This is a genomic window from Pseudomonas sp. P1.8 (assembly GCF_001269805.1).
Taxonomy (GTDB): domain Bacteria; phylum Pseudomonadota; class Gammaproteobacteria; order Pseudomonadales; family Pseudomonadaceae; genus Aquipseudomonas.
Map to the genome: position 1 here is coordinate 1 of NZ_LHVM01000008.1, position 18,001 is coordinate 18,001.

The 18,001-nt window shown below is 58.9% G+C and carries 15 protein-coding genes; 11 read left to right on the forward strand and 4 right to left on the reverse strand.

All coding sequences use genetic code 11. The features are described from left to right. The 4 genes from AD668_RS06800 to AD668_RS06820 form a co-directional block, all read right to left on the reverse strand. Nucleotides 1–1,119 (reverse strand): IS3 family transposase gene (locus AD668_RS06800; RefSeq protein WP_156322309.1). Its coding sequence is split into 2 segments (ribosomal slippage), with 1,120 coding nucleotides annotated over them: nucleotides 1–885 and nucleotides 885–1,119; the frame shifts between segments, so codons are not numbered across the junction. This gene is flagged as partial in the annotation. A gap of 502 nt (nucleotides 1,120–1,621) precedes the next feature. Then, on the reverse strand, nucleotides 1,622–2,869 hold the full coding sequence (locus AD668_RS06810; RefSeq protein WP_007978181.1) for a ribonucleotide-diphosphate reductase subunit beta: 1,248 nt from the start codon (nucleotides 2,867–2,869) through the stop codon (nucleotides 1,622–1,624). Between the two features lie 526 nt (nucleotides 2,870–3,395). Then, complete coding sequence (locus tag AD668_RS06815) at nucleotides 3,396–3,671, reverse strand: hypothetical protein (protein WP_053156074.1); 276 nt, start codon at nucleotides 3,669–3,671, stop codon at nucleotides 3,396–3,398. Nucleotides 3,672–3,867: 196 nt separating this feature from the next. Further along, on the reverse strand, nucleotides 3,868–4,131 hold the full coding sequence (locus AD668_RS06820; RefSeq protein ID WP_053156077.1) for a DUF2790 domain-containing protein: 264 nt from the start codon (nucleotides 4,129–4,131) through the stop codon (nucleotides 3,868–3,870). 474 nt (nucleotides 4,132–4,605) lie between these two features. Here AD668_RS06820 and acs point away from each other — a divergent pair, with 474 nt between their 5' ends. From acs to astD, 11 genes are all read left to right on the forward strand, one after another. Then, nucleotides 4,606–6,561, forward strand: coding sequence for an acetate--CoA ligase (acs, locus tag AD668_RS06825; protein WP_053156080.1), 1,956 nt, complete (start codon nucleotides 4,606–4,608; stop codon nucleotides 6,559–6,561). Nucleotides 6,562–7,264: 703 nt separating this feature from the next. Continuing rightward, nucleotides 7,265–8,038 (forward strand): ABC transporter substrate-binding protein, encoded by a 774-nt coding sequence (locus tag AD668_RS06830; RefSeq protein ID WP_053156082.1) that lies wholly within the window; start codon nucleotides 7,265–7,267, stop codon nucleotides 8,036–8,038. Between the two features lie 83 nt (nucleotides 8,039–8,121). After that, complete coding sequence (locus AD668_RS06835) at nucleotides 8,122–8,811, forward strand: ABC transporter permease (protein ID WP_046819608.1); 690 nt, start codon at nucleotides 8,122–8,124, stop codon at nucleotides 8,809–8,811. Next, nucleotides 8,808–9,506, forward strand: coding sequence for an ABC transporter permease (locus AD668_RS06840; protein ID WP_053156085.1), 699 nt, complete (start codon nucleotides 8,808–8,810; stop codon nucleotides 9,504–9,506). Before AD668_RS06835 ends, AD668_RS06840 begins: the two co-directional genes overlap by 4 nt. 1 nt (nucleotide 9,507) lies before the next feature. Further along, the gene (locus AD668_RS06845) at nucleotides 9,508–10,620 is read left to right on the forward strand and encodes a M14 family metallopeptidase (protein WP_053156089.1); all 1,113 of its coding nucleotides are present in this window, start codon (nucleotides 9,508–9,510) and stop codon (nucleotides 10,618–10,620) included. 27 nt (nucleotides 10,621–10,647) lie between these two features. Beyond that, nucleotides 10,648–11,412, forward strand: a complete 765-nt coding sequence (locus AD668_RS06850) for an ABC transporter ATP-binding protein (RefSeq protein WP_053156092.1) — start codon at nucleotides 10,648–10,650, stop codon at nucleotides 11,410–11,412. A 248-nt stretch (nucleotides 11,413–11,660) separates the two neighbouring features. After that, entirely contained in the window at nucleotides 11,661–12,641 is a 981-nt protein-coding gene (gene argR / locus AD668_RS06855) for a transcriptional regulator ArgR (RefSeq protein WP_053156095.1), read from the forward strand. A 328-nt stretch (nucleotides 12,642–12,969) separates the two neighbouring features. After that, nucleotides 12,970–14,190, forward strand: a complete 1,221-nt coding sequence (locus AD668_RS06860) for an aspartate aminotransferase family protein (protein ID WP_053156098.1) — start codon at nucleotides 12,970–12,972, stop codon at nucleotides 14,188–14,190. Between the two features lie 221 nt (nucleotides 14,191–14,411). Beyond that, nucleotides 14,412–15,431: an arginine/ornithine succinyltransferase subunit alpha gene (gene aruF, locus AD668_RS06865; RefSeq protein ID WP_053156101.1), complete on the forward strand. Its 1,020-nt coding sequence runs from the start codon at nucleotides 14,412–14,414 to the stop codon at nucleotides 15,429–15,431. A gap of 70 nt (nucleotides 15,432–15,501) precedes the next feature. Then, entirely contained in the window at nucleotides 15,502–16,527 is a 1,026-nt protein-coding gene (astA, locus tag AD668_RS06870; protein ID WP_053156104.1) for an arginine N-succinyltransferase, read from the forward strand. Next, on the forward strand, nucleotides 16,524–17,993 hold the full coding sequence (gene astD / locus AD668_RS06875; RefSeq protein ID WP_172681801.1) for a succinylglutamate-semialdehyde dehydrogenase: 1,470 nt from the start codon (nucleotides 16,524–16,526) through the stop codon (nucleotides 17,991–17,993). The genes astA and astD overlap by 4 nt, the downstream gene beginning before the upstream one ends. Nucleotides 17,994–18,001 lie beyond the last annotated feature (8 nt).

The following is an 18,001-nucleotide window of genomic DNA, read 5'->3' on the forward strand; positions in this document are numbered from 1 at the left end:
TTTCAAACTCTACCGGCGACAGCTGATTGTTGAAACCATGACGACGTTTTGCGTTGTAGAACATCTCGATGTAATCGAACACATCACTACGAGCATCTTCCCGCGTGGTGTAAATTTTCCGCTTGATCCGTTCCCGTTTCAGAAGCTGGAAAAAGCTCTCGGCCACGGCATTATCATGACAGTTGCCTCGGCGACTCATGCTGGCAACCAAATTGTTCGCCTTCAAAAAGCTGCGCCAATCGGAGCTGCTGTACTGGCTACCTTGGTCGCTATGAACCATTACCTCTTGTTTCGGTTTACGCCTCCAAACCGCCATCAATAACGCATCAATAGCCAAATCACTGGTCATCTGAGACTTCATTGACCAGCCTACAACCTGACGAGAAAACAGATCCAGCACCACAGCCAAGTACAACCAGCCTTCATATGTACGAATGTAGGTGATGTCGGTGACCCAAACCTTGTTGGGTTCCACGACATCGAACTGGCGCTTCAGCAAATTGGGTGAGGCGACCGCTGGCTTACCGCCGTACTTTCCAGGGCGACGTCGATACCCTGTCTGAGAGCGCAGACCTTCAAGACGCATCAGCCTCGCTACACGATGGCGACCACAGTCTTCACCGACCTCGCGCAGATCGTCATGGATTTTGCGATAGCCATAAACGCCGCCACTTTCCAGCCATGAATGCTTGATCAAACCCAGCAGTCGTTGGTCGTCTTTGGCGCGTGCAGATTGCGGCTCAGACAACCAGGCGTAATACCCACTGGGGTGGACTTTCAGCGTCAGGCAAAGCCGTCGTATGGAATAGTCATCTGCTCGCTGCTTGATAAAGGCGTACTTCAACCGCACTCCTTGGCAAAGTACGCGGCGGCCTTTTTTAAGATGTCTCGCTCTTCAGTAACCCGCTTGAGTTCTGCTCGCAGACGACGCAGTTCAGCGTGCTGATCATCGTCCTGCTGCCGTTCTTCTTGAGGTTTGCTGTAGCGCTTTATCCAGGCGTAGAGGCTATGCGTCGACACGCCAAGACGGGCCGCTACATCAGCGACAGGCAGCTTCTTTTCGGTCACTTGATTGACCGCTTGGATTTTGAATTCTTCGGGGTAACGCGGGTTGCTCATGGCACCTCCTAATTGGCCTCAGTTTAAGGCAAAGAGGTGTCTACGAAACCCGGGGCGATTCAGACTGTTACAGAGAAGAGATCAGACATGGCCGATCTCCAGGATTCGGAGAGTGGCGAGAAGGTTGCGCGCAGGCATATATATTACCTCTACGTTTGGACTTTGGCGGGCCTGACCCCAACGTAGATCGGACATAAGAAGCTCCAACGAGCAACAGCCTCACACAGCCGTACGATAAATCACCAAAGGTGACTGCTCGTCTGTGTAATTGGCTAGCTTTCTACGTTGGGCGTTTCTTAGGCACCTGCCATAGAGCTTAAGGCTGCTTGAGGTCGCTCTCAATACAGACGGCTCTGGAATGTATGTAGGAGATTTAGCTAAAACTGAGATTGCGAGTAAGCGTTTTCCTACTCCATAAAAAAGCCCCGATCAGATCGGGGCTTTTTGCTTTCTCGATTTGTCGACTCAGACTGCAATCGTCAAATCTCGGCAAGCTCAGGAATCAATCCCAGCTCAATGCCCCACCAGTCTGATACTCAATAACTCTTGTCTCAAAGAAATTCTTCTCTTTCTTCAAGTCCATGATCTCGCTCATCCAAGGGAACGGGTTAGTCGTCCCTGGATACTCTTCCTTCAAACCAATCTGGCTCAAACGACGGTTAGCGATGAACTTGAGGTAGTCCTCCATCATCGCCGCGTTCATGCCCAACACGCCGCGAGGCATGGTGTCACGAGCGTATTCGATTTCCAGTTGAGTGCCCTGCAGGATCATCTGCGAAGCTTCTTCCTTCATTTCGGCATCCCACAGGTGTGGGTTTTCGATTTTGATCTGGTTGATCACGTCGATGCCGAAGTTCAGGTGCATGGATTCGTCGCGCAGGATGTATTGGAACTGCTCGGCGACGCCGGTCATTTTGTTGCGGCGGCCCATGGAGAGGATCTGGGTGAAGCCGCAGTAGAAGAAGATGCCTTCCAGAACGCAGTAGTAGGCGATCAGGTTGCGCAGCAGTTCTTTGTCGGTTTCGACGGTGCCGGTTTCGAACTTCGGATCGGAGATCGAGCGGGTGTACTTCAGGCCCCAGGTGGCTTTTTTCGCGACCGATGGGATCTCGTGGTACATGTTGAAGATTTCGCCTTCATCCATGGCCAGCGATTCGATGCAGTACTGGTAGGCGTGGGTGTGGATCGCCTCTTCGAAGGCCTGGCGCAGGATGTACTGGCGGCATTCCGGGTTGGTGATCAGGCGGTACACGGCCAGGACCAGGTTGTTGGCAACCAGGGAGTCGGCGGTGGAGAAGAAGCCGAGGTTGCGCATTACGATGCGGCGCTCGTCGTCGGTCAGGCCTTCCGGGTTTTTCCAGAGGGCAATGTCGGCGGTCATGTTGACTTCTTGCGGCATCCAGTGGTTTGCGCAGCCGTCCAGGTATTTCTGCCAGGCCCAGTCGTACTTGAACGGCACGAGTTGGTTGAGGTCGGCGCGGCAGTTGATCATGCGCTTTTCGTCAACGGCGACACGGGCGGAGGCGCCTTCGAGTTCGGCCAGACCTTCGGCGACGTCGAGCGAGTCCAGTGCAGCTTTGGCGCGGGCCACGGCGGCGGAGTCGGCAGCGGTTACGGCGCGGGCTTCCAGGGCGGCGGCACCGCCGGCGCTGTCGAGACGGTCCATGTTGGCTTCGGTGGCGTGGCCAGCGTTAGCGCTCTTGACTGCTACTTCCGTGTCTTCTTTGTCGAATTCGTCCCAGCTCAGCATGACGTGTCGTCTCCTGCGTGAGGGCCAGTGTGCCCGTGTGAAAATGGATGGTTGGTTTTTCACACAGCCGTACTGGCCGCGTTGGATCTAAAGGAATCGTTTTTTGCAGCAGCTATACGCAGGCATCAAACAGAATTTTGTACGGGGTTCCGAGAGCCTCTGATGGGCGCAGCAAGCTTTGATCGCTTGTGCGGGGCTTCAGACTGGCTTTTCATCCCTGTAAGGGGATATTGCAGGCCCGTTTAAGGCCGCATTATAAGGAAGTTTTGCCGGCTGTGGTGCGGCGAAATGGCTTACAAATCGGTTGACGGGGACGGTTTTTCGATCGGAGTGAGGGTTTACAGGGCTTTGCACGAGGTTGGCGGGGGAAGATTTTTTTTCTTAATTTTTTGCCGCCGATTATTTTTGTTCAAGAAATAACCAAAAAAGGCTTTTTTCACTACATCTTGTGTTTAGGTGGGGTTTTCTCAGGCTCCAGACACAACTAAGCCCGACCGAAGTCGGGCTGTGAAGTCACGCTGGCGGATCAGCTCAGGCGAGCGGCACCGACGTGATCAGCACCATCGGCGGCGAGGCGGGCAGCGCCAGTGTGGTCGGCGCCGTCGGCGGCGAGTTTGCCTGCACCGACGTGATCGGCACCATCGGCAGCGAGGCGGGCGGTGCCGGTATGGTCAGAACCGTCGGAGGCGACAGCTGCTTCAGTGGTGTAAGCCGCTGAGCCGGTGCGGTCATAACCATCGGCAGCGAAGGTGTTGGCAGCCAGGACGGAGAGGGTCAGTGCGAGGATCAGTTGGGTTTTCATGGTCGTTGCTCCAGTTTCGTAAGCGTTGTTTGTGTTGGGTTGCAGTTGATAATACGCCGACTAATTCGATTAAAAAGCGCAAATAAATGCTTAAAGTAATCGAATTAATCGATCATTAAGGTTCGGCACTGCATCTGTCTGATTGCGGCAGGTGGGTCGAACCTTTTGGAGGGGAGGGGAGGGGTGAAGCGGGAGATCAGCCGTTGGAGCAACCGTTGCCCATCATGCTGTATCGCAGGATGTGCCGTTGGCCTTGGGAGTCTTCGTATTCCATTTTCATCGGGACCACTTCACACACGTTAGGCGCTTCGCTCATGGAGATCACTTTGGCGATGTCCAGGTGGGTGGAGTAGGTGTATTCCTCTATGGCCGGTTGTTGCTGCGCGACATCAGTCGGGACCTCGTTGGCCATGGCGGTTGCGCACAGGCTGCTGAGGGCCAGAACTAATAAAGCTTTCATTTCGGATTTACCTTTTGGAGGTCGAAAGGGGGCACGCAATCTTTTTGGGATTGCGTGTGGAGCTTCGGTATCAGGGGTTTTGATTAACTGCCTTCGTGGGGGCTGCAACGTGGTTAATCAGGTTGCCTTGTTGGCGAAGTGGATTTTAGGGGTGAGTGCTTCAGGCATATAGCCGTGGTTTTGATAAACACTTTTGACAGATCCTGTAACAATCCCTGAATAGCCTCTTCTTTTGTAGGAGCGAGCGTGCTCGCGATGAGCCAGAGAGCACCGTGGGGTGTCAGATTGGGCGCGTTATCGTTGACGACCATCGCGAGCAGGCTCGCTCCTACAGGTGCCGCGGTGTTAGAGGGTTTGAGGGCTTATCAGGGCAATTTGTAGGGACTTGTTACTACCATCGTCGAATGGTTCTATAGGGCTGGCCCGGCTACAACTGGGCCATACAAAAACAACTATTCCACCGAGGTAAGAAAGATGAGTGCGGCTTCCCTGTATCCCGTTCGTCCCGAGGTTCTGGCTAACACGCTGACCGACGAGGCGACCTACAAGGCGATGTACCAGCAGTCGGTCGTCAACCCCGACGGCTTCTGGCGCGAGCAAGCCAAGCGCCTCGACTGGATCAAGCCTTTCACCACGGTGAAGCAGACGTCCTTCGACGATCACCATGTCGACATCAAATGGTTCGCTGATGGCACCCTGAACGTTTCCTACAACTGCCTCGACCGTCATCTGGCCGAGCGCGGCGATCAAGTGGCAATCATCTGGGAGGGCGACGACCCTTCCGAAAGCCGCAACATCACCTACCGCGAACTGCACGAACAAGTGTGCAAGTTCGCCAACGCCCTGCGTGGTCAGGATGTGCACCGCGGCGACGTGGTGACTATCTATATGCCGATGATCCCCGAAGCCGTGGTCGCCATGCTGGCCTGTACCCGGATCGGCGCGATTCACTCGGTGGTGTTCGGCGGTTTCTCGCCGGAAGCCCTGGCCGGTCGCATCATCGACTGCAAATCCAAAGTGGTGATCACCGCTGACGAAGGCATTCGTGCCGGCAAGAAGATCCCGCTCAAGGCCAACGTCGACGACGCGCTGACCAACCCGGAAACCAGCAGCATCCAGAAAGTCATTGTGTGCCAGCGCACCGGTGGCGAAATCAAGTGGAACCAGCATCGCGACATCTGGTTCGAAGACCTGATGAAGGTGGCGGGCACCGTGTGTGCGCCGAAAGAGATGGGCGCCGAAGAAGCGCTGTTCATCCTTTATACCTCGGGCTCGACCGGCAAGCCAAAGGGCGTGCAGCACACCACTGGCGGCTACTTGCTGTACGCCGCCATGACCCACGAGCGCGTGTTCGACTACCGTCCGGGTGAAGTCTACTGGTGCACCGCCGACGTCGGCTGGGTCACCGGCCACAGCTACATCGTCTACGGCCCGCTGGCCAATGGCGCGACCACGCTGCTGTTCGAAGGCGTGCCGAACTATCCGGACATCACCCGGGTGGCGAAGATCGTCGACAAGCACAAGGTCAACATCCTCTACACCGCTCCGACCGCGATCCGCGCGATGATGGCTTCGGGCCAAGCCGCTGTAGAAGGCGCCGATGGCAGCAGCCTGCGCCTGTTGGGTTCGGTGGGCGAGCCGATCAACCCGGAAGCCTGGGACTGGTACTACAAGAATGTCGGCAAGTCCCGTTGCCCGATCGTCGACACCTGGTGGCAGACCGAAACCGGCGGCAACATGATGAGCCCGCTGCCGGGCGCTCACGCGCTCAAGCCGGGTTCTGCGGCACGTCCGTTCTTCGGCGTGGTGCCGGCCCTGGTGGATAACCTGGGCAACATCATCGAAGGCGAGGCCGAGGGCAACCTGGTGATTCTCGATTCGTGGCCAGGCCAGGCGCGGACGCTGTTTGGCGACCATGACCGCTTCGTTGATACCTACTTCAAGACCTTCCGCGGCATGTACTTCACCGGTGACGGTGCGCGTCGTGATGCTGATGGTTACTACTGGATCACCGGTCGCGTGGACGACGTGCTCAACGTGTCCGGCCACCGTATGGGCACCGCCGAGATCGAAAGCGCGATGGTCGCTCACCCGAAAGTCGCCGAAGCCGCCGTAGTCGGTGTGCCGCACGACATCAAGGGGCAGGGCATTTATGTCTACGTCACTCTCAAGAATGGTGAAGAGCCGAACGAGCAGCTGCGCCTGGAACTGAAAAACTGGGTGCGCAAGGAGATCGGTCCGATTGCTTCGCCGGATGTGATCCAGTGGGCGCCGGGGCTGCCGAAGACCCGTTCGGGCAAGATCATGCGCCGGATTCTGCGCAAGATCGCGACGGCTGAGTACGATGGGTTGGGCGACATTTCCACCCTGGCCGATCCGAGTGTGGTGCAGCATTTGATTGATACGCACAAGACGATGAATGTCGCGTAAGCGCTGATTCTGAGTCACTGAAAGCCCCGTCAGGTGATTAGCCTTGCGGGGCTTTTTTGTGCCTGAGGGTTTTGTGTTGCTGGGCTGGCCTCATCGCTAGCAAGCTAGCTCCTACAGGGGATTTTTTTGGTGGGGAGGTTTTTGGCGCGACACAAAACCATTGTGGGAGCTAGCCTGCTAGCGATGGCGAGCTTTTCGACACCACATCAACAACAGCCAATAATTATCGGCATCGCTCGTGGGAACATTCCTGCTGTTACCTGCGTTCTTTCAAGTTACTTAATGTGTAACCGCATCGACCCAGCACGGGGCATTGGGAAACGCCAAGCCCCGTTTCAGGGCCTCAAAACCACCGGAAAAAAATAAGACTCTACGCTGCGCTTGCCGGATTAGAAGGGTTTGCCAATAATAGGCCCGCAACTTGCTACATAGATCGGTTCACTGTCTTTTGCTCTCGCATGATTTTGCAGGGCTGTCAACGCGCTCAAACGGCTTTCTCGGTGCTTCTGTAATTAGTTGTCGCATTGAAGAAATATCGGCTTACGGCCTGTCGTTAGAATGCCGATCACTCGCTCGTCGTTGCCCGTGTTGAAATTCAACGCCCGCTTCCCAGGACGCAGCACTGTTTTGCGGTTCCACTCATTCGCATATTGGGCTGTCGCTCACTCTGCCGTTTTAGCCCTTTACCGATGGAGTTCCCAAGATGAAGAAACTCGTGCTGCTTGGCGCCCTGGCACTGTCCGTGCTGTCCCTGCCAACCTTCGCCGATGAAAAGCCTCTGAAAATCGGTATCGAAGCGGCTTACCCTCCATTCGCTTCCAAAGCACCGGACGGCAGCATCGTCGGCTTCGACTACGACATCGGCAACGCCCTGTGCGAAGAGATGAAGGTCAAGTGCGTGTGGGTCGAGCAAGAGTTCGACGGTCTGATCCCGGCGCTCAAAGTGCGCAAGATCGACGCGATCCTGTCGTCCATGTCGATCACTGAAGACCGCAAGAAGTCCGTGGACTTCACCAACAAGTACTACAACACTCCGGCACGTCTGGTCATGAAGGCCGGCACCCAGGTCAGCGATGGCCTGACCGAGCTCAAGGGCAAGAACATCGGTGTGCAGCGCGGTTCGATCCACGAGCGTTTCGCCCGCGAAGTCCTGGCCCCGCTGGGTGCCGAGATCAAGCCATACGGTTCGCAGAACGAAATTTACCTCGATGTGGCCGCCGGCCGCCTCGACGGCACCGTGGCAGACGCTACGCTTCTGGATGACGGCTTCCTGAAGACCGACGCCGGTAAAGGCTTCGCGTTCGTCGGCCCGGCATTCACCGACGTCAAATACTTCGGCGACGGCGTAGGTATCGCGGTTCGCAAGGGTGACGCGCTGAAGGACAAGATCAACACCGCGATCGTGGCCATTCGCGAGAACGGCAAGTACAAGCAAATCCAGGACAAGTACTTCGCCTTCGATATCTACGGCAAGTAACACGGCACGTCCGAAATGGCGCAAGCAGCAGGATTTCTGAGGTTTGCGCCATTTTTTCATCCGAACTTTCGAGGACCTGAATCATGTTGAAAGGCTACGGGGCTGTCATCCTCGATGGCGCTTGGCTGACGCTTCAGCTCGCCTTGTCGTCCATGGTCCTGGCCATTGTTCTGGGCCTGATCGGCGTGGCTCTGCGTCTGTCGCCAGTGCGTTGGCTGGCGTGGCTGGGCGACCTCTACTCCACGGTGATCCGCGGTATTCCCGACCTGGTGTTGATCCTGCTGATTTTCTACGGTGGTCAGGACCTGTTGAACCGCGTCGCACCACTGCTGGGTTTTGACGAGTACATCGACCTGAACCCGTTGGCCGCCGGCATCGGCACCCTGGGTTTCATCTTCGGTGCGTACCTGTCGGAAACCTTCCGTGGCGCGTTCATGGCGATCCCCAAGGGGCAGGCCGAAGCCGGCATGGCGTACGGCATGAGCAGTTTTCAGGTGTTCTTCCGGGTGTTGGTGCCGCAGATGATTCGCCTGGCGATTCCGGGCTTCACCAATAACTGGCTGGTACTGACCAAGGCTACCGCGCTGATTTCGGTAGTAGGCCTGCAAGACATGATGTTCAAGGCCAAGCAGGCGGCAGACGCCACCCGCGAACCTTTCACCTTCTTCCTCGCAGTGGCGGCGATGTACCTGGTGATCACCAGTGTCTCGTTGCTGGCGTTGCGTCACCTTGAGAAGCGCTACTCGGTAGGCGTAAGGGCGGCTGATCTATGATCTTCGACTACAACGTCATTTGGGAGGCTTTGCCGCTGTACCTCGGCGGCCTGGTGACTACCCTCAAGTTGCTCGCACTGTCGCTGTTTTTCGGCCTGCTGTGCGCGTTGCCTTTGGGCTTGATGCGCGTCTCGAAAAACGCCGTCGTCAACATATCGGCCTGGCTCTACACCTACGTGATTCGCGGCACGCCGATGCTGGTGCAGCTGTTCCTGATCTACTACGGTCTGGCGCAATTCGAAGCGGTACGTGAGAGCTTCCTCTGGCCGTGGCTGTCCAGCGCCACGTTCTGTGCGTGCCTGGCCTTCGCGATCAACACCAGTGCCTACACCGCCGAAATCATCGCCGGCAGCCTGCGGGCCACGCCGAACGGCGAGATCGAAGCGGCCAAGGCCATGGGCATGTCGCGCTTCAAGATGTACAAGCGCATCCTGCTGCCGTCGGCCCTGCGCCGGGCGCTACCGCAGTACAGCAACGAAGTGATCATGATGTTGCAGACCACCAGTCTGGCGTCCATCGTGACCCTGATCGACATCACCGGTGCGGCGCGCACGGTCAACGCGCAGTACTACCTGCCGTTCGAGGCGTACATCACCGCCGGCGTTTTCTACCTGTGCCTGACCTTCACTCTGGTGAAGCTGTTCAAGCTGGCCGAGCGTCGCTGGCTGGGCTACCTGGCCCCGCGGAAGCACTGATATGGAACGCATCGATCATGCTTTGCCGTGGAGCCACCTTGGCAGCGAGCGCCAGATTTCGGTGTTCCGTTTCGGTAATGGCGAGCGCAAGGCTTATATCCAGGCGAGCCTCCACGCCGATGAACTGCCGGGCATGCGCACGGCGTTCGAGCTGAAAAAGCGTCTGGCCGAACTTGAAGCCCAAGGCTTGCTCAACGGTGTGATCGAACTGGTGCCGGTGGCAAACCCACTGGGCCTTGGTCAATTGCTTCAGGGTAATCATCAAGGGCGTTTCGAGGCGGGCAGCGGCAAGAACTTCAACCGTGATTTCGTTGAGTTGAGCGCGCCAGTGGCCGCACAACTCGATGGGCATCTGGGCGATGACCCGCACGCCAATATCCAGTTGATCCGCCAGACCATGAGCGATCATCTGGCCGCGTTGCCACCGGCGAGCAGCCAGTTGCAGGGCATGCAGCGCGTCCTGCTCAGTCACGCCTGCACCGCTGATGTCGTGCTGGATCTGCATTGCGATGCCGAGGCGGCGCTGCACATGTACGCCTTGCCGCAGCATTGGCCGCAGTGGCGCTCGCTGGCCGCGCACCTGAACGTGCGGGTCGGTTTGCTGGCGGAAGATTCTGGCGGCAGTTCGTTTGACGAAGCCTGTTCGCTGCCGTGGTTGCGTCTGTCGCGTCTGTTCCCCGATGCGCAGATTCCACTGGCGTGCCTGGCGACTACCATTGAATTAGGTGGTCAGGCCGATACCGGTCGCGCCGAGGCCCAAGCCTACGCCGAGGGCATTCTGGCGTTCCTCGCCGAGCAAGGCTTGATCAGCGGCCAATGGCCGAAACCTGCGCAAGACCCTTGCGAAGGCCTGCCGTTCGAGGGCACCGAATTGCTGTTCGCGCCGCACCCCGGTGTGGTGAGTTTCCTGCGTAAACCCGGCGAATGGGTTGAGGCGGGCGATGAGATTTTTGAAGTGATCGATCCGTTGGCGGATCGGGTCAGCACGGTGTGTGCTGGTACGTCCGGGGTGCTGTTTGCCATTGAACGGCTGCGTTATGCCCAACCCGGTTTCTGGCTGGCCAAGGTGGCGGGGCGCGAAGCGCTGCGTCACGGGCGCTTGCTCAACGACTGACTGACTGTTTTTGTGAGAACCGACCGCATGTACAAGCTTGAAGTCCAAGACCTGCATAAACGCTACGGCAGTCACGAAGTGCTCAAGGGCGTGTCCCTGAAAGCGGCGGCTGGCGATGTGATCAGCATCATCGGCTCCAGTGGCTCTGGCAAAAGTACTTTCCTGCGCTGCATCAACCTGCTGGAGCAGCCGCACGCGGGCAAGATCCTGCTCAACAACGAAGAGTTGAAGCTGGTGGCGAACAAGGACGGCGCGCTGAAGGCTGCCGACCCGAAACAGTTGCAACGCATGCGTTCGCGCCTGTCGATGGTGTTCCAGCATTTCAACCTGTGGTCGCACATGACCGCGCTGGAAAACATCATGGAAGCGCCGGTTCACGTGCTCGGTATATCGAAAGCTGAAGCGCGTGAGAAAGCCGAGCACTACCTGAACAAGGTCGGCGTGGCCCATCGCAAAGACGCTTACCCGGGCCATATGTCCGGTGGCGAACAACAGCGTGTGGCGATTGCCCGTGCGCTGGCGATGGAGCCTGAAGTGATGCTGTTCGATGAGCCGACCTCGGCCCTCGACCCGGAGCTGGTCGGCGACGTGCTGAAAGTCATGCAGGCCCTGGCTCAGGAAGGCCGGACCATGGTCGTGGTGACCCACGAAATGGGCTTCGCCCGTGAAGTGTCGAACCAGTTGGTGTTCCTGCACAAAGGTATCGTCGAAGAAAGTGGCAACCCGCGTGAAGTGCTGGTCAATCCGCAGTCCGAGCGGTTGCAGCAATTCCTGTCCGGCAGCTTGAAGTAATCAAGACTGCCGTTGCGCACCGCGATAGTGCATGCTTCGCGATTTAGAGGCCGACCCCAATCCCCTGTAGGAGCCGGCTTGCCGGCGATGGCGGTATGTCTGTGCCAGATATGCAGCCTGGCCCATCGCTATCGCCAGCAAGCCGGCTCCTACAGGTTTGATCGTTGCTGGTTTTGAGATTTGCGTTCATTTACGGGCTAGCATTGGCCCATGCCTTCATCACTGTTTTTCGCTTCGGATTGCCCACAATGACTGCCCATCGAATTGGTTTCCTGATTTGGCCCAGCACCAAAGCACTGACGCTTGCGCTGGCTGAGGAGGCCTTGCGTGTTGCCCAGCGTGTGCATCCGGACGTGGTCTACGAACTGACGTTCCTGCAGGCCGAACCGCCGACCGAAGGCGCCTGGCAATTGCCCGGTGAAGCGTGGACCGGCAAGCTCGAAAACTTTCAGAAACTGTTCCTGCTCGCTGACGAGCCGCCGACCACAATGGCGCCTGCGCTCAGCAGCGCGCTCAAGCAACTGGTGCGCGCCGGTTGCGTGATTGGCGGCCTGTCGGCCGGTGTCTATCCGCTGGCGCAACTGGGTTTGCTCGATGGCTATCGTGCTGCCGTGCACTGGCGCTGGCAGGACGATTTCGCCGAGCGCTTCCCGAAAGTCATCGCCACCAGCCATCTGTTCGACTGGGACCGCGATCGCCTGACCGCGTGCGGCGGCATGTCGGTACTCGACCTGTTGCTGGCGGTGCTGGCCCGAGATCACGGCGCTGAACTGGCCGGTGCCGTGTCGGAAGAACTGGTGGTCGAGCGCATCCGCGAGGGCGGCGAACGCCAGCGCATTCCACTGCAAAACCGCCTCGGCTCCAGCCATCCGAAACTCACCCAGGCGGTGTTGCTGATGGAAGCCAATATCGAAGAGCCACTGACCACTGACGAAATCGCCCAGCACGTGTGCGTGTCCCGTCGGCAGCTGGAGCGCATCTTCAAGCAGTACCTCAACCGCGTGCCGAGCCAGTATTACCTGGAGCTGCGCCTGAACAAGGCCCGGCAAATGTTGATGCAAACCAGCAAGTCGATCATCCAGATCGGCCTGTCGTGTGGCTTCTCCTCGGGGCCGCATTTCTCCAGTGCCTACCGCAATTTCTTCGGCGCCACGCCGCGGGAAGATCGCAACCAGCGGCGCAGCAGCAGCCCGTTTGAATTGTCGTCGGTGCCTTCCGAGCGCGGCTAGCTCCAGCGCCCGTCGATCATGTGCCCTGTAGGAGACGGCTTGCCGGCGAAGGCGTCCTCAAGGGCCGTGTATGGCTCTGGGCCACCTTCGCTGGCAAGCCAGCTCCTACAAGGGCGCCGGTTTCCCGCGGAACTGCCTATAAGCGCTCGCGACAGTTTAAACTGCGCCTTTGCGACCCTATATGTCGCATTGCCGTAAACCCGGGAAAATCCGGGGTTTGCGCTATAAGAAGTTGTCGCTTGGCGGCAAGGCCGGGCTGAAAACTGTCCTTACAATCCTCACCAAGCTCGCCAGTTTCAGGCGAGTGTTTTCTCTTCAGGAGACTCCGATGTCCGTTGAGCACGCTGCGGTACAACGCGCCGATTTCGATCAGGTAATGGTTCCCAACTATGCGCCTGCCGCATTCATTCCTGTGCGTGGTGCCGGTTCCCGCGTTTGGGACCAGTCCGGCCGCGAGCTGATCGACTTCGCCGGCGGGATTGCCGTCAACGTATTGGGCCACGCGCACCCCGCGCTGGTCGGTGCCTTGACCGAACAGGCGAACAAGCTGTGGCACGTGTCCAACGTGTTCACCAATGAGCCGGCCCTGCGCCTGGCCCATAAGCTGATCGACGCCACGTTTGCCGACCGCGCCTTCTTCTGCAACTCCGGTGCCGAAGCCAACGAGGCCGCTTTCAAGCTGGCCCGTCGTGTTGCGTTCGACCGTTTCGGCAGCGAGAAGTACGAGATCATCGCCGCGCTCAACAGCTTCCACGGCCGTACTCTGTTCACCGTGAACGTCGGTGGCCAGTCGAAGTACTCCGATGGCTTCGGTCCGAAAATCACCGGCATCACCCACGTGCCCTACAACGATCTGGCTGCGCTCAAAGCCGCCATTTCCGACAAGACGTGCGCCGTGGTGCTGGAGCCGATCCAGGGCGAAAGCGGTGTGATCCCTGCTGAACTCGAATACCTGCAAGGCGCTCGCGAGCTCTGCACCGCGAACAACGCGCTGCTGATCTTCGACGAAGTGCAAACCGGCATGGGCCGTACCGGTCATCTGTTTGCCTACCAGCACTACGGCGTGATCCCGGACATCCTCACCAGCGCCAAGAGCCTGGGCGGCGGTTTCCCGATCGCGGCGATGCTGACCACCGAAGACCTGGCCAAGCACCTGGTCGTCGGCACCCACGGCACCACTTACGGCGGCAACCCGCTGGCGTGCGCTGTCGCCGAAGCCGTGATCGACGTAATCAACACCCCGCAAGTGCTGGCTGGCGTCAACGCCAAGCATGACAAGTTCAAGGCGCGCCTTGAGCAGATCGGCGAGAAGTACGGCCTGTTCACCAAGGTCCGTGGCATGGGCCTGCTGATCGGTTGCGTGCTGAGCGATGCCTGGAAAGGCAAGGCCAAGGACATCTTCAACGCCGCTGAGCAAGAAGGCCTGATGGTCCTGCAAGCCGGCCCGGACGTGGTGCGTTTCGCCCCGAGCCTGGTGGTGGAAGACGCCGATATCGATGCCGGTCTGGACCGCTTCGAACGTGCCGCTGCAAAACTGACACAAGCCTGATAGACCCTTCGACGCCTGAGCTATCAGGCGTCGAACCGAATTTTTTATGCCGGACCAGTCCTGACGCCCCCCCTGTAGGAGCCGGCTTGCTGGCGATGAGGCCCTTAAGCCTTGCGACGATCAACCTGCCGCCATCGCCACCAAGCCGGCTCCTGCAAAGGGTGTTTCAAGTTGAACCCGGTGTTTTTTCCTATAAGAGTTTTACGATAAGGAGTGACACCATGCTGGTGATGCGCCCCGCGCAAATGGCTGATCTGGGCGAGGTACAGCGTCTGGCTGCGGACAGCCCGATTGGTGTCACTTCCTTGCCGGATGACGTTGAACGCCTGAGCGACAAGATCGCCGCGAGCGAAGCTTCGTTTGCCGCCGAAGTGAGCTTCAACGGTGAAGAGAGCTATTTCTTCGTTCTTGAAGACTCGACCACCGGCAAACTGGTGGGCTGTTCGGCCATCGTGGCCTCGGCCGGTTATTCCGAGCCGTTCTACAGTTTCCGCAACGAAACCTTCGTGCACGCCTCCCGCGAGCTGAAGATTCACAACAAGATCCACGTGCTCTCGCAGTGCCACGACCTGACCGGCAACAGCTTGTTGACCAGTTTCTACGTGCAGCGTGAGCTGGTGGGTTCGCCTTGGGCTGAACTCAATTCCCGTGGCCGCTTGCTGTTCGTCGCCAGCCATCCAGAGCGCTTTGCCGATTCGGTGGTGACCGAGATCGTCGGCTACAGCGATGAAAACGGTGACTCGCCATTCTGGGATGCCATCGGCCGCAACTTCTTCGACCTCAACTATGCCGAAGCCGAGCGTCTGTGCGGGCTCAAAAGCCGCACGTTCCTCGCCGAACTGATGCCGCATTACCCGATCTACGTGCCGTTGCTGCCGGACTCCGCGCAAGAAGCCATGGGCCAGGTACATCCACGAGCACAGATCACCTTCGACATCCTGATGCGCGAAGGCTTCGAGACCGATCACTACATCGACATCTTCGACGGCGGCCCAACGCTGCATGCCCGCGTTTCGGGGATTCGTTCGATTGCCCAGAGCCGCGTGGTGCCGGTAAAGATCGGCGAGCCGGCCAAAGGTGTCGGCCGACAGTACCTGGTGGCCAATGCCCAGTTGCAGGATTACCGCGCGGTCATGCTCGAGCTCGACTACGCGCCGGGCAAACCCGTGATCCTGGATCTGGAAGCGGCCGAAGCCCTGGGCGTCGGCGAGGGTGCGAGCGTGCGCCTGGTAGCGGTTTAACGTCGCAATTGATGCCTAGAAAGCAGCGAAGTTTCACGGGGGGCGCAAGCGACCCGTCTGAGGAGATAGCATGATCGTTCGTCCCGTACGCAGCAGCGATTTACCCGCTCTGATCGACCTGGCCCGTAGCACCGGCACTGGCCTGACCACCTTGCCGGCCAACGAAGAACGTCTGGCCCATCGGGTCGGCTGGGCCGAGAAGACCTTCCGCGGCGAAGCCGGGCGGGGAGATGCGGATTATCTGTTCGTGCTCGAAGATGACGACGCTCGAGTGGTCGGTATTTCCGCCATCGCCGGTGCCGTTGGCCTGCGTGAGCCTTGGTACAACTTCCGGGTCGGTCTGACGGTCAGTGCTTCCCAAGAGCTGAACATCTATCGCGAAATCCCGACGCTGTTCCTGGCCAACGACCTGACCGGCAACTCCGAGTTGTGCTCGCTGTTCTTGCACGCCGATTACCGCAGTGGTCTCAACGGTCGCATGTTGTCCAAGGCGCGCATGCTGTTCATCGCCGAATTCCCGCAATTGTTCGGCAACAAGATCATTGCCGAGATGCGCGGTGTCTCTGATGAAGCCGGGCGCTCGCCGTTCTGGGAGAGCCTGGGTCGACACTTTTTCAAAATGGAATTCAGCCAGGCCGATTACCTGACCGGCGTGGGCAACAAGGCGTTCATCGCCGAACTGATGCCGAAATTCCCGCTGTACACCTGCTTCCTGTCGCCGGATGCGCGCAACGTGATCGGTCAGGTACACCCGGACACCGAACCGGCGCTGGCCATGCTCAAAAGCGAAGGCTTCAGCTATCAGGGCTACGTCGACATCTTCGACGCCGGCCCGGCCATCGAGTGCGAAACCGGCAAGATCCGCGCGGTGCGCGACAGTCAGGCACTGGTGCTGGCCGTTGGCACGCCGGGCGACGACGCAACGCCGTTCATTATCCATAACCGTAAACGCGATGACTGCCGCATCACTGCTGCACCGGCACGTCTGGCCGCGGGTACGCTGGTGGTCGACCCGCAGACCGCCAAACGTCTTCAACTGAACGCCGGCGACCAAGTGCGCGCCGTGGCGTTGTCCGCTGCCCGGGAGTCGAAATAATGAAGTCGCTATACATTGCAGGTGAATGGCTGGCAGGCGGGGGCGATGCCTTCGAATCGCTGAACCCGGTGACCCAGCAAGTGCTGTGGTCCGGCACCGGCGCCACCCCTGATCAGGTTGAATCAGCGGTGCAAGCTGCACGTCAGGCGTTCCCGGACTGGGCTCGTCGGACCCTGGAAGAACGCATTTCGGTGCTGGAGGCCTTTGCCGCTGCGCTGAAGAGCCACGCTGACGAACTGGCGCACACCATCGGCGAAGAAACCGGCAAACCCCTGTGGGAAGCCGCAACCGAAGTCACCAGCATGGTCAACAAGATCGCGATCTCGGTGCAGAGCTATCGTGAACGCACCGGCGAGAAGAGCGGCCCGCTGGGCGACGCCACTGCCGTACTGCGTCACAAACCTCATGGTGTGGTGGCGGTGTTCGGGCCTTATAACTTCCCGGGCCACTTGCCTAACGGTCACATCGTGCCGGCGCTGCTGGCCGGTAACAGCGTGCTGTTCAAGCCAAGCGAACTGACACCGAAAGTCGCCGAGCTGACGGTCAAGTGCTGGATTGAGGCGGGGCTGCCGGCAGGCGTGTTGAACCTGCTGCAAGGCGCTCGCGAAACCGGTATCGCCCTGGCGGCGAACCCCGGCATCGACGGGCTGTTCTTCACCGGTTCCAGCCGCACCGGCAATCACCTGCATCAGCAATTCGCCGGTCGTCCGGACAAGATCCTCGCGCTGGAAATGGGCGGCAACAACCCGCTGGTGGTCGATCAGGTCGCCGACCTCGATGCCGCGGTGTACACCATCATTCAATCCGCGTTCATTTCTGCCGGTCAGCGTTGCACCTGTGCCCGCCGTTTGCTGGTGCCGCAAGGCGCGTGGGGCGACTCGTTGCTGGCGCGTCTGGTCGCGGTCAGCTCGACTCTCTCGGTCGGTGCTTTCGATCAGCAGCCGGCGCCGTTCATGGGCTCGGTGGTGTCCCTTGGCGCGGCGAAAGCGTTGATGGATGCGCAAGAACATCTGTTGGCCAATGGCGCTGTGGCGTTGTTGGAAATGACTCAGCCGCACGCTCAATCGGCGTTGCTGACACCGGGCATTCTGGACGTGAGCGCAGTAGCCGATCGTCCTGACGAAGAGCTGTTCGGCCCGTTGCTGCAAGTGATCCGCTACGCTGATTTTGAGGCGGCGATCACTGAAGCCAATGACACCGCTTACGGTCTCGCTGCCGGTTTGCTGTCGGATTCCGAAGCGCGTTATCAGCAGTTCTGGCTGCAGAGCCGTGCCGGGATCGTCAACTGGAACAAGCAACTGACGGGTGCCGCGAGCAGCGCGCCATTCGGCGGCGTTGGCGCCTCGGGCAACCATCGCGCCAGCGCTTACTACGCGGCGGATTATTGCGCGTACCCGGTGGCCTCGCTGGAAACGCCGAGCCTGGTGATGCCTGCCACCCTGACGCCAGGCGTGAAGATGGTGTGATGCCCATC